Annotated in this window: 11 protein-coding genes; 1 reads left to right on the top strand and 10 read right to left on the bottom strand. The window is 74.1% G+C overall.

Going from position 1 to position 11,811, the window contains the following annotated elements:
* Positions 1 to 13 precede the first annotated feature (13 nt).
* The 6 genes from GV155_RS00290 to GV155_RS00265 form a co-directional block, all read right to left on the bottom strand.
* Positions 14 to 976, bottom strand: coding sequence for a LysR family transcriptional regulator (locus tag GV155_RS00290; protein WP_160004171.1), 963 nt, complete (start codon positions 974 to 976; stop codon positions 14 to 16).
* An 8-nt stretch (positions 977 to 984) separates the two neighbouring features.
* Positions 985 to 2,160 (bottom strand): CaiB/BaiF CoA transferase family protein, encoded by a 1,176-nt coding sequence (locus GV155_RS00285; RefSeq protein WP_160004169.1) that lies wholly within the window; start codon positions 2,158 to 2,160, stop codon positions 985 to 987.
* Between the two features lie 3 nt (positions 2,161 to 2,163).
* A complete protein-coding gene (locus tag GV155_RS00280) occupies positions 2,164 to 3,528 on the bottom strand; it encodes a GntP family permease (protein WP_160004167.1) in 1,365 nt (454 codons plus the stop codon).
* Positions 3,529 to 3,651: 123 nt separating this feature from the next.
* On the bottom strand, positions 3,652 to 4,308 hold the full coding sequence (locus GV155_RS00275; protein WP_236553748.1) for a hypothetical protein: 657 nt from the start codon (positions 4,306 to 4,308) through the stop codon (positions 3,652 to 3,654).
* Between the two features lie 79 nt (positions 4,309 to 4,387).
* Positions 4,388 to 5,725: an FAD-dependent oxidoreductase gene (locus GV155_RS00270; RefSeq protein ID WP_160004165.1), complete on the bottom strand. Its 1,338-nt coding sequence runs from the start codon at positions 5,723 to 5,725 to the stop codon at positions 4,388 to 4,390.
* A gap of 173 nt (positions 5,726 to 5,898) precedes the next feature.
* Positions 5,899 to 7,137, bottom strand: coding sequence for an acyl-CoA dehydrogenase family protein (locus GV155_RS00265; protein WP_160004163.1), 1,239 nt, complete (start codon positions 7,135 to 7,137; stop codon positions 5,899 to 5,901).
* 69 nt (positions 7,138 to 7,206) lie between these two features.
* On the opposite strand from GV155_RS00265, the gene GV155_RS00260 reads away from it, so the two are divergent.
* Positions 7,207 to 7,932: a carbon-nitrogen hydrolase family protein gene (locus GV155_RS00260; RefSeq protein WP_160004161.1), complete on the top strand. Its 726-nt coding sequence runs from the start codon at positions 7,207 to 7,209 to the stop codon at positions 7,930 to 7,932.
* A gap of 16 nt (positions 7,933 to 7,948) precedes the next feature.
* Here the strand turns inward: GV155_RS00260 and GV155_RS00255 are convergent, their stop codons facing one another.
* The 4 genes from GV155_RS00255 to GV155_RS00240 all read right to left on the bottom strand — a co-directional run bounded on the left by GV155_RS00255 (position 7,949) and on the right by GV155_RS00240 (position 11,774).
* Positions 7,949 to 8,383: a DUF1707 SHOCT-like domain-containing protein gene (locus GV155_RS00255; RefSeq protein WP_160004160.1), complete on the bottom strand. Its 435-nt coding sequence runs from the start codon at positions 8,381 to 8,383 to the stop codon at positions 7,949 to 7,951.
* Positions 8,380 to 9,135 carry a PadR family transcriptional regulator gene (locus GV155_RS00250; protein ID WP_160004158.1) on the bottom strand — a complete coding sequence of 252 codons (756 nt, stop codon included), beginning with the start codon at positions 9,133 to 9,135 and terminating at the stop codon, positions 8,380 to 8,382. The genes GV155_RS00255 and GV155_RS00250 overlap by 4 nt, the downstream gene beginning before the upstream one ends.
* A gap of 144 nt (positions 9,136 to 9,279) precedes the next feature.
* Positions 9,280 to 11,223, bottom strand: a complete 1,944-nt coding sequence (locus GV155_RS00245) for a M3 family metallopeptidase (RefSeq protein WP_236553746.1) — start codon at positions 11,221 to 11,223, stop codon at positions 9,280 to 9,282.
* Between the two features lie 47 nt (positions 11,224 to 11,270).
* Entirely contained in the window at positions 11,271 to 11,774 is a 504-nt protein-coding gene (locus GV155_RS00240; RefSeq protein WP_201300001.1) for a TspO/MBR family protein, read from the bottom strand.
* Positions 11,775 to 11,811 lie beyond the last annotated feature (37 nt).

Below are 11,811 nucleotides of genomic sequence, written 5' to 3'. Positions count from 1 at the left end.
GTGGTGGGGGTGGTCACGAGGGGTCCTCCCGGAGCTCGATGCCGGGCCACCGGCCACTGCGGGCCAGCTCCCGGGTCAGGGTCGTGACGCCGCTGCGCACCGCGGCGACGGCGTCGTGGGGGGCGGAGGTGGTCGCCGCGGTCCGCAGCACGGCGGTACGACGCAGCGCCGGGTCGGTGCGCCTCACGGCCAGCCCGTCCGCGGCGCTGTCGGCGGCCGTGGACGCCGGCACGACCGCGCAGGCGCCGCCGCTGCGCGCGATGCGGAGCATGGTGGAGAGCGATTCGACGTCGGCCACGACCCGCAGGGTGCGCTCCTCGCGGCGCATCGCCCGCTCGAGCTGCTGCCGCAGGCTGCTGCGGGTGCCCGGGGCGACCACCGGGATCGCGGCGAGCTCGGCGAGGGTGACCCGGTCGGGGTCCCGGGTCGGCTCGGGCGGGTCGCCGACCAGGAGCAGCTCCTCGTCGTAGAGCAGCGCCTCGCCGGCCCGTCCGGTCCCGGCGGCGACGGCCCGGGCGGCCGGGTCGAGGGGGTCGACGTAGCGGATCGCGAGGTCGGTCCGACCGTGGTCGAACAGCTCGTCGACGTAGCCGCTCATCGACTCGAAGAGCTCCAGCCGCACCCCCGGCACGTGCTCGCGGGCCCAGCCGAAGAGCGGCGCGGCCAGGTGCACCGCCGCGCCCGACGGCAGGCCGACGGCCACCAGGCCCCGGACGGGGTGCTCGGCGGCCGCCGACGCCGCCAGCTCGTCGAACTGGCGCACCAGCCGGTGGGCGTCGCGGTAGAAGTCGGTGCCGGCGCGCGTGGGGCGTACGCCCCGGGGCCCGCGGTCCAGCAGCTGCACGCCGAGCTCGCGCTCGAGCTGGTTCATCCGCTGGCTGAGCGCCGGCTGCGAGATCCGCAGCACCTCGGCGGCGCGCGAGAGGCTGCCGGCGTCGACGACGGCGACGAGGTAGCGGAGCTGGAGGACGTCCACGGTCCGGCTCAGACGACCCGGTCGGTCTCGAGCTCGTCGATGTCGGCGCCGCTCAGGCCGAGGTCGCCCAGGATCGTGCGGGTGTGCTCGCCGAGCGCCGGCACGGGGTCCATCCGGGGTGCGGCGTCGACCCCGCCGGGCGGGGCCAGCGCGGGCACGGGCCCGGCCGGGGTCCCCACGGCGTGCCAGCGACCACGGGCCGCCAGCTGGGGGTGGTCCCACACGTCCTGCATGGTGCTGACCCGGGCGTGCGCGACCGGCACGGCGGCCAGCGCGGCGGCGGCCTCGGCGCTGGTCAGGGCGGCGAACCGGGCCCCGACCACCGCGGCGAGGGACTCGCGGTTCTCGCTGCGGGCGGAGTTGGTGACGTACTCCGGTCGCAGCGCCAGGTCGGCGTCGCCGAGGAACCGCTCGCAGAACCGCTGCCACTCGCGCTCGTTCTGGATCGCCATCATCACCACGCCCCCGTCGGCGGCGGTGAAGGGGCCGTAGGGGTAGATCGTGGCGTGCGCGGCGCCCGCGCGGGGCGGCGGCGGCGCGCCGTCGAAGGCGTAGTAGAGCGGGAAACCCATCCACTCCACGGTCGCCTCGAGCATCGAGACGTCGAGGTGGGCGCCGGTGCCGGTCCGGCCGCGCTCGAGCAGCGCGGCGAGGATCGCGCTGTAGGCGTACATCCCGGCGGCGATGTCGGAGACCGAGATGCCGACCTTGGCCATGTCGTCACCGTCGCCGGTGACCGAGAGCAGCCCGGCCTCGGCCTGCACCATCAGGTCGTAGGCCTTCATCGACTCGTACGGCCCGCCGATCCCGTAGCCCGAGATGTCGCAGACGACCAGTCGCGGGTTGACCCGCTGGAGCTCCGCGGCGCCGAGGCCGGCACGGGCGGCGGCACCCGGGGCGAGGTTCTGGATGAAGACGTCAGCGGTGGCCAGGAGCCGGCGCAGGACGTCGAGGCCGCGGGGGTCCTTGATGTCGAGGGTCAACGACTCCTTGCTGCGGTTGGTCCACACGAAGTGCGAGCTCTCGCCGCGCACGCGGGTGTCGTAGCCGCGGGCGAAGTCGCCGACGCCGGGCCGCTCCACCTTGATCACCCGGGCCCCGAGGTCGGCCAGCTGGCGGCTCGCGTACGGCGCGGCGATCGCCTGCTCGAGCGAGACGACCGTCATGCCCTCCAGCGGTCGCACGCCTCACACCACCAGGCTCAGGGCGGCGATGAGCGGCAGCGCGATCACCGAGGCGAGCGCGGTGACGAGGGTCAGCGCCTTCAGCGCTCCCCGGGTCGAGACACCCATCAGCGTCTGGAACATCCAGAAGAAGTTGCTGTTGACCTGCAGCGCGAACAGCGCGCCGGCGCCGATGGCCAGGCCGATGATCACCGCGGGGGCGTCGAGCTGGCCCATGATCGGGCCGATGATGCCGGCCGCGGTGATGGCGGCGACCGAGATCGAGCCGATCGCCAGGTGCAGCACGGCGGCGATCAGCCAGGCCAGCAGGATGCTGACGATGACCGGGGCGCCGGCCTCGGCCGAGAACAGCCCGCCGAGCACGCCCTCGAGGTCGGTCGCGGCGATGACGGCGCCGAGGGACCCGCCGACGCCGGTGATCAGCAGGATCTGCCCGGTGGTGTCGAAGCCCTTGCTCATGGCCTCGTTGGTGAGGTCACCGCCGATGCTGGTCTTGGCCAGGACGTAGGCGCCGACGAGGCCGACGAACAGCGCCAGCACGGGGTTGCCGAGGAAGGCGATGAAGGAGTTCGAGAAGCCGACGGTCTCCGCGATCGCGCCGAAGGCGATCATCACCAGCGGCACCAGGACCGGCAGCAGGGAGACCAGCAGCGGCGGGACGCTGCGGCCGTGGTCGCCGGTCAGGTCCCCGGCGTGCTCCTCGGCCAGCTGCTCGGACTCCAGCAGCGCCTCGGAGGCGTGCTCGTCGAGCTCGGGGTTCCAGAAGCCGCGCTTGAGCAGCAGCGCCCAGACCAGCACGGTGAGCAACGCGGTCAGCGGGCCGACGAGCAGGCCGAAGCCGAGCATGGTGCCGAGCGGGATGCCCAGCAGGCCGGCGATCGAGATGGTGCCGAGGCCGGGCACCACGAAGACGTACCCGACCAGGATCCCGGCGGTGACCGCGCCACCCATCAGCCCAAGGCCGTTGCGGCCGAGGCCCGGCGCCGCCGAGCGGGCCAGCGGGGAGGCCAGGACGAGCTGCACGTCGACGTAGATCGAGGGGAACAGCGTGGTCATCACCGCGGCCATCGCGTACGGCAGCCGCCGCGCCCCCAGGACCCGCAGCAGCACCAGGACCAGGCGTTGCAGGGCCTGCATCGCGAACAGCAGCGACCCCATCAGCACGCCGAAGCCGATCAGCAGGCCGACCTCGGCCATGATCCCGCCGAAGCCCTCGACGATCGTGGTGATGGTGGCCTCGAAGCCGAGCCCGGAGGCCAGCCCGAGGTAGAGCGAGCCGGTGACCAGCGCGATCACCGGATCGACCTTGAGGACGATGATGAGCAGGACGACGCCGAGGATGGCGACGGAGGCGTGCAGGACGATCATGGGAGTGCTCCTCGACGACGGTGGCGGGACCGCGTGAAGGGAATCACGTCCCGACCCCGAAGGCTAGGCGCTGCCTCGCGACCTGTCGATAAGCAGGGGTTATGCCGCGGTCGGGGCTGTCGCTCAGAGCTCGATCGTGGAGACCAGCTCGGTGCGCGACGGCGCGGCCGGGCTGGAGGAGAACCCGAAGGACGTCGGCGGGCTGACGTCGGCCAGGGAGCCGAGCGGGGCGTCCTCCCACCAGCCCGCGAGGGCGTGCACGCGGTGGTGGTCGGTGGCGCCGTACCACTCGCGACGGGCCTCGGGCCCTGCCCCGGCACGACCGCGCGTGCGCACGCCCCGCTGCAGCAGGCGCGCGGCAGGATCGGTGACGAGGGTCCAGGCAGGGGCCACCGCGACCGGCCGGGGGACGGCCCGCAGCGCCCAGCCGGTCGGGGTGCGCCGCCCGACCCCGACCGAGAGGCGCAGGGAGGTCGAGGAGAAGGTGAGCCAGGTCGGGACGGCCACGCACTCGACCGGCTCGACGCGCACCTCGTCGAAGGAGTACGTCGCGGCGACCAGGTCCGCGACGTCCTGGCGCGGCGCGACCAGCACCCGGTGCCCCTCGGCGGTCTCGACCATCGCGTCGGCGAACGCGCCGAGGGGCGAGCGCCGCCAGTGGCCGACCACGACGCGGGTGCCCGAGGTGCTGCCGGCACCGGTGATGGTGCCGGTGAAGGCCAGACGCTGGGTGCGTCGCTGCGCGGGTCCCTGGACGGCTCGCTGCGGGGTGGCGGTCACGGGTGGTCTCCTCGGGCTCGGGGCGCGGACGCGCCGCGGCCCATCGTGGCCCACCCGTGCCCGCGGACGGGCCCGAGGGTCAGCGGCGCGAGACGCGCAGCATCTCCTCGCGCGGGACGACCTTGACCCGCTCGCGACCGGCGGCCTCGCCCAGGCCGAGCTCGTGGGCGTCCAGGCGGGCCCAGCCCTCCCAGTCGGTGGCGTCGACGCCGCGCTCGGCGAGGCGGGCCAGCAGGTCGTCGGTGGCGGTCGGGGCAGGCAGCTTGTCGAGGTCCGCGAGCAGGTTGGTGACCGTCTCGTTGGCGTCCGACTTGGTGTGCCCGATCAGACCGACGGGGCCGCGCTTGACCCACCCGGTCGTGTAGACGCCGGTGACGGCGAACCCGTCCTCGTCCACGACGCGGCCGGCGTCGTTGGGCAGCACGCCCCGGGACTCGTCGAAGGGCAGGCCGGGCAGCGCCGAGGAGCGGTAGCCGACCGCCCGGTAGACCGCCTGCACGGGGTGGTCGACGAACTCCCCGGTGCCGCGGGCGTTGCCGGTGCCGTCCATCTCGGTCTTCTCGGTGCGGATGCCGACCACGCGGCCGTCCTCGCCGAGGACCTCGACGGGGTTCTGGCACATGTGGATGTGGATCCGGTGGGGCGCACCGGTCGGCTCGGCCTCGAGGTACTTCAGCAGCGTGTCGACGACCAGGCGGGTGCCCTTGTTGCTGCTGATCCGGGACTGGCCGTCATCGTCGATCTGGAAGCCCTCCTCCTCGACGAGCACGTCGATGCTCGGGGAGTGGGCGAGCTCGCGCAGCTCCATCGGCGAGAACTTGATCTCCGCCGGGCCGCGGCGGGCGAAGACGTGCACGTCCGTGGCGCGGTTCGCCTTCAGCCCCTGGTAGACGTTGTCGGCGACCTCGGTGGTCAGCTGCTCGTCGGCCGGCTTGGCCAGCATCCGTGCCACGTCGAGGGCGACGTTGCCGGCGCCGACGACCGCGACCTGCTCGGCGTCGAGGGGCCACTCGGTCGGGACGTCGGGGTGCCCGGCGTACCAGCTGACGAAGTCGGCCGCGCCGTGGCTGCCCTCGAGGTCGACCCCGGGGATGTCGAGGGTGCGGTCCGACATGGCACCGGTGGAGAAGACGACCGCGTCGTAGAGCTCGCGCAGGTCGTCCAGCGTCACGTCGGTGCCGTAGTCGACGTTGCCGAGGAAGCGGATGCCGTCGCGGTCGAGCACCCGGCGCAGCGCCTTGATGATCTCCTTGATCCGCGGGTGGTCCGGCGCGACGCCGTACCGGACCAGGCCGTACGGCGCGGGGAGCCGCTCGATGACGTCGACCTCGGCCCCGGGGTGCTCCTTGGTCAGGATGTCGGCGGCGTAGATCCCGGCGGGCCCGGCGCCGATCACGGCGACGCGGATGTTCCTCACGACTGGCTCACTCCTGGTGCGCTGGGGGGTGCGGTGCGCGCGAGCACTCCGAGGGCTCGCGACAGGTAGAACTCTGGTCCTGCTCGCGGTGTTCCGGTAGCCGGACGTGACCTGTGGCACCACAGGGTGGGACTGTGGCCAGGGTACGGCTCAGCCTGTGGCCCGCGTCCCGATCAGCGGATCGGGGCGCCGGAGATGGTGCGGGCGATGACCAGGCGCTGGATCTCGGAGGTGCCCTCGAAGATCGTGTAGATCTTGGCGTCCCGGGCCATCCGCTCCACCGGGTAGTCGCGCGTGTAGCCGTTGCCGCCGAGCACCTGCATCGCCTTCTCGGTCACCGCGACGGCGGTCTCGCCGGCGACGAGCTTGGACATCGAGCCCTCGGCCGCCTCGAACCTCGCGCCGGTCGCCGCCATCCAGGCCGCACGCCACACCAGCAGCCGCGCGGCGTCGATGCTGGTGCGCATGTCGGCCAGGGCGAAGGCGATCGCCTGGTTCTCGATGATCGGCTTGCCGAACTGCTCGCGGGTCCTGGCGTAGTCGAGGGCGACCTCGTACGCCGCGCGGGCGATGCCGACGGCCTGCGCGCCGACGGCGGGACGGGTGCGCTCGAAGGTCGCCATGCTGGCGTTGCCGCCTCCCGACGACGCAGACGAGGCGGGGGTCGCGCCCTCACGCGCCTCCCGCGCGCGGGCCAGGCGGGCGTCGAGCTTCTCCTTGCCGCCGAGCAGGCAGCGGCCCGGGACCCGGACGGCGTCGAGGACGACCTCGGCGGTGTGGGAGGCGCGGATGCCGTGCTTGGCGAACTTCTGGCCCTGGGACAGGCCCCTCGTCCCGGGCGGGACCACGAAGCTGGCCTGGCCGCGCGAGCGCAGCTCCGGCTCGACGACGGCGGTCACGACGTGGACGTCGGCCATCCCGCCGTTGGTGGCCCAGGTCTTGGTGCCGGTGAGGACCCACTCGTCGGTGGCCTCGTCGTAGGTGGCGCGGGTGCGCATCGCGCCGACGTCGCTGCCGGCGTCGGGCTCGGAGGAGCAGAAGGCGGCGGTGCGCAGGTCGCCCGGGGAGCCGAACATCTGGGGCACCCACTCCGCGACCTGCTCGTCGGTGCCGTTGGAGCTGACCCCGGCGGCGGCCAGGGCGGTCCCGACGATGGACAGCCCGATCCCGGCATCGCCCCAGAAGAGCTCCTCCATCGTGAGCGGGATGCCGAGGCCGGTCTCGTCGAAGGCCTGGGTGGCGAAGAAGTCCAGGGAGTACAGCCCGACCTTCGCCGCCTCCTCGAGCACCGGCCAGGGGAACTCCTCGCGCTCGTCCCACTCGGCGGCCGCCGGGCGGACGACGTCGGCGGCGAAGGTGTGCACCCACGCGCGCAGCTCGAGGTGGTCGGGGCCGAGTCCGAAGCTGGTCACGACGGTGAGGCTACGGGTGTGCACCGTCGCGGCGGGCCACCCGCGACGGCGCGCCCCTAGGCTCGACGGGTGCCCAGCCCCTCGCTCACCGTCGCCGTGGCGCAGCCCGCAACGGTGGCCCACGACCTCCCGGCGAACGTGCGCGCGCACGTGGCCGCCGTACGGACCGCCGCGGAGGCCGGGGCACGGCTGCTGGTGCTGCCCGAGATGTCGCTGACCGGCTACGAGCTCGACGCCGACCCGGTCGACCCCGCCGACCCGGTGCTCGACCCGCTCGTGGCGGCGTGCCGTGCGGCGGGTGTCGTCGCACTGGCGGGCGCTCCGGTGCGCGAGGGCGGGCTCGAGCACCTCGCCGTGCTGCGGGCGGACGGGACCGGGACGCGCGTGGCCTACCGCAAGACCTTCCTCGGCGAGGACGAGGCGGAGCGGTTCAGCCCCGGCGACGGCGCCCGCGTCGTCGACGTCGACGGCTGGGCGGTCGGCCTCGCGATCTGCAAGGACACCGGCGAGCCCCGGCACACGGCCCGGCTCGCGGAGGCGGGTGTCGACCTGTACGCCGCCGGGGTGGTCGACGCGCCCGACGAGGAGGACGTGCGCCGCGCGCGCACCCTGGCGGTGGCGGCGGCGCTGCGCGTCCCGGTCGCCGTGGCGAGCGCTGCCGGCCCGGCGTCGACCTACCCGCTCACGCGGGGCGGCTCGACGGTGCACGCCGCCGACGGGCGGCTGCTGGCGCGGGCCGGCCGTCGACCGGACGAGGTCGTGGGCGCGACGTTGGTCCGCCCGGCCCGCCCGTAGCCGGGCGGTTGCCCGGTCAGTGCCAGAGCGGCGGGCCGGCGACCTGACGGTCCCGGCGGCGGTGGCGCTTCACCGCGACGAAGGCCACGACCAGCAGGAGGAGCAGCAGGAGGCGGACCTGGGAGAGCACCACGACGGCGGCGACGATCGCGAGCACGAGCAGCCACGGGTTCGGCCCGGAGCGCGCCGGTCGCCCCGACCGCCCACCCCGGGCCACGCCGGCCGGGGGCGGGGTCGGCCGGAAGCCGGCGACCGGGAGGTCGTGGAAGAGCAGGTCGAGGTCGGCGCGGGTGCGCGCGGACCAGGCCGCGTCGAGGCGGTCGGCGTGCTCGCCGTGGGAGAGCCGGCCGTGGGCGTAGTGCTCCCCCAGCGCGGCGGCGGCCTGCTCGCGCTCCTGGTCACCGACCCTCAGCCGGGACGGGTGCTGCGGCCGGTCGGCCGGCGAGCTCATCGCGGGCCCTCGGCCTGCTCGCCGGCGATCTGGTCGGCGGTCCGGCCGTCGGCCGGGCCGTCCGGGTCGGCGGTGGGGTGCTCGCCGTCGGCGAGGATCCCGTACAGCTTGCGGCGGGTCTCGACGAGGACCGCGGCGGCGGCGGTCTTCTGCGCCTCCGAGCCGCTGGTGACGATCTGCCAGACGGCGCTCATCATCTGCCCGATCTCGGGCTTGAGGTCGCGCCACGACGCGCCGCTGCCGTCGGCCGCCGCCTCGTGCTCGCCGCCGGCGCCGGGCTGCGTACGCCGGAAGGGCGTCCAGACCGCCGCCAGCTCGGCAGCGTGCTCGGCGACGTAGGCCTCACCGGCCGCGGTCAGCCTCAGGCTCTTGCGGCCGAGGGTCTCGTCGGTGACCAGCAGGCCCTCGTCCTCGAGCTGGCTGATCGTCGGGTAGACCGAGCCGGGGCTGGGGCGCCACGCCTCCTCGCTGCGCTCGGCGATCTGCTGGATGACCTGGTAGCCGTTGACCGGCTCGCCGCGGTCGGCAGCGGCGCGGACGACGTCGAGGATGGCCGAGCGGACGTCGCCGCGACGCGCGCGCGGCTTCGCCTCGGGTCCCTGGCCCATCCCGAAGAGGCCGGCCAGCCACGGCGGCGGTCCGCCGGCCGGGCCGCCGCCGGGCCCGTGCGGCCCGCCCGCCGTACGGCGCTGCTGCGCGCCCCACACGGCGTCGATGTGCTTGGCCCACTGGCCCGGGAATCCCTGGTTCATGACTGCTCCTCCGTGTCGGCGTCACGCTATGCGTGCTGTCGCGACATTCGGTGAACCAGTCGCGATATATCGTGAGCGTACGCCGACTGTCGGGCGGGGACAAGGGAAAGTCCCCGGCCGGGCGGTGCAGGTGGGGCGGAGCGCCTAGCGCGCCAGCCACTCCGCGTACGCGTCGAAGGTGTAGGGGCGGCCGAGGAAGTCGGCGACGAGGTCGGCGGCGTCCTTGGCGCCGCCCGGGGCGAGCACGCGGTCGCGGTAGCGCGCCGCGACGACCGGGTCGAACATCGAGCCCGCGTCGAAGGCGGAGAACAGGTCTTTGGCGATCACCAGCGACCACATGTAGGTGTAGTAGGCCGAGGAGTAGCCCCCCAGGTGGCCGAAGCTGGCGAAGAAGTGGGTGCCCTCGACGTAGGGGAACGGCGAGTACCTCTCCTGCAGCTCGCGCATCCGGGCGGTCAGGTCCTCGGGGCGGTCCTGGTGGAACCAGTAGGACACGGCGGCGTAGAACATCTGGGTCCGGGCGTGGTAGCCCTTGCCGAAGTCGTCTCCGGCGCGCATCCTCTCCACCAGGTCGGCCGGGATCGGCTCGCCCGAGGCATCGGTGGCGAAGGTGCGCAGGATGTCGGCGTCCCAGGCCCACTCCTCGAGCATCTGGCTGGGCGCCTCGACGAAGTCCCACTCGGTCGCCACGCCGGCGAAGCGCGTCCAGCGACCGCGCCCGCCGAGCACGTGGTGCACGAGGTGGCCGAACTCGTGGAACAGCGTGACCACGTGGTCGTGCTCCATCAGCCCGCGCGAGAAGTTGCAGACCAGCACGCCCTCGGGCAGCTGCCGTCCGGCGACGCCGTCGGCGAGGGTGAACTGCGCGGCGTGCTTGTACTTGCCCTGGCGCGGGTGCAGGTCGAGGTAGATCCGGCCGAACGGCTCGGTCACGTCGTCCCCGCCGTCGGGGGTGGTCGCGTCGTAGACGTCGTAGCAGGTGACGTCCTCGGCCCACACGGGTGCTGCGGGCACGTGCTCGTAGCGGAGCCCGAAGAGCCGCCCGGTCACGTCGAGCAGGCCCTGGCGCACCTTGGCGAAGTCGAAGTAGGTGCGCACCTGCTGGGCGTCGACCTGCAGCTGCTCGCGGCGCACGACCTCCTCGTAGTACGACGCGTCGGGCTGCGCGACGACCTCGGCGCCGGGGTTGTCCTCGCGGTAGCGGGCCAGCAGCACCGCGAGGTCGCGCCGCATCGGCTCCTCGGCGGCCTCGGCGATCCGGTCGATGAAGGTCGGGATGGCCGGGCCCTCGCCGATCATCTTGACCGCGGCGTCGTACGAGGCCCACCCGTCGAAGCCGACCAGCGTGGCCAGCTCGTGACGCAGCGTGAAGAGCTCCTGCAGCAGCGGCTCGTTGGCGGGCCAGCCGCGGGTCAGGAACGCCTGGGTCATCTCGGCGCGGACGCCCGCGTCGTGGGCGAACATCCGCACCGGCACCGCGTCGGGGTAGTCGGTGGTGACGGTGACCAGGCCGTCGTCGTCGGCCGGGTGCTCCTCGAGCCAGTCCTCGGGCAGCCCGGCGAGCCGCTCCGGGGCGACGCGGACGGTCCGGACGTCGTCGCGGATCACCTTGCCGAACCTCTGGTCGAGCTCGGTCAGCCGCTCGTTGATGACGGTGATCCGCGCCCGGGTGGCCTCGTCCTGGTCGACGCCGGCACGGCGGAAGTCGTCCAGCGTCTTGGCGAGCAGGCGCGCGGCCTCGGCGTCGAGGCCGGAGCCGTCGAGACCGGCGAAGACGTCGTACAGCTCGCGGTCCAGGCCGAGACGGGTCAGCATCCGCATGACGTCCTGCTCGGCCTGCTCGGCGGCCTCGCGCACGTCCTCGAGCGGGTGCACGTTGCTGAGCAGGGAACCCGTCGCCGCGACGTTGGACAGCGCGAGGTGCACCTCGTCCCACTGCCTCAGCGCCTCGAGCGCGTCGGTGGGCGGGGTGGCGCGCAGCGCGTCGACCAGGCCGGTGGCGCGCTCGAGACCGGCCGTGGCCTCGGCCTGCACCCACTCCTGGGCGACCTCGACGGCGGGCAGGGACAGCGGGGCGGGGGAGCTCACCGGTTCACCCTGCCACGGCCCGCCCGCCCCTCCGGGTCGGGGAGCAGTCAGGGGTTGCGACGCACGATCGCGACGTTCAGGGCGGTCGCGAACGCGTTCCATCCGACGTACGGCGCCAGCGCCAGCGCGGCCCGGTCGTCGCCTGCGGCGTGCGCCCGACGGGCCAGGTCCAGGGTCGAGGCCTGGAGGAGCAGGATCTCGGCGAGCGCCAGCCTCGGCTTCTCGGCGGTGAAGAACAGCCAGCACCACCCGGCGTTGAGGCTCATGTTGATCCACAGCGCGCGCTCGACGTCGTGGCGGTCGTCGACCGGGACCCGCTCGAGCATCGACGCGGTGGCGCCCGCGGCGGAGGCGTAGAGCGCGGTCCACACCGGGGCGAACACCGCGGCCGGGGGCTGCCAGGCGGGCTTGCGCAGGGCGCGGTACCAGGCGGAGGCAGGCTTGGTGCCGAGACCGCCCACGGCGGCGCCGGCCAGCACGGGCGGGATCGTCCGGGCCAGGCGCCGGGGCAGGGAGAGGTGGTCGATCGAGGTCTTGGCGGGGGCGTTCACGCAGACGTCCTGTCGGTCGCGGGGAGGGGGCCGGAGG

This window comes from Nocardioides sp. AX2bis (assembly GCF_902506435.1).
Lineage (GTDB): Bacteria > Actinomycetota > Actinomycetes > Propionibacteriales > Nocardioidaceae > Nocardioides.
This window is presented reverse-complemented; position numbering and strand designations above follow the sequence as displayed.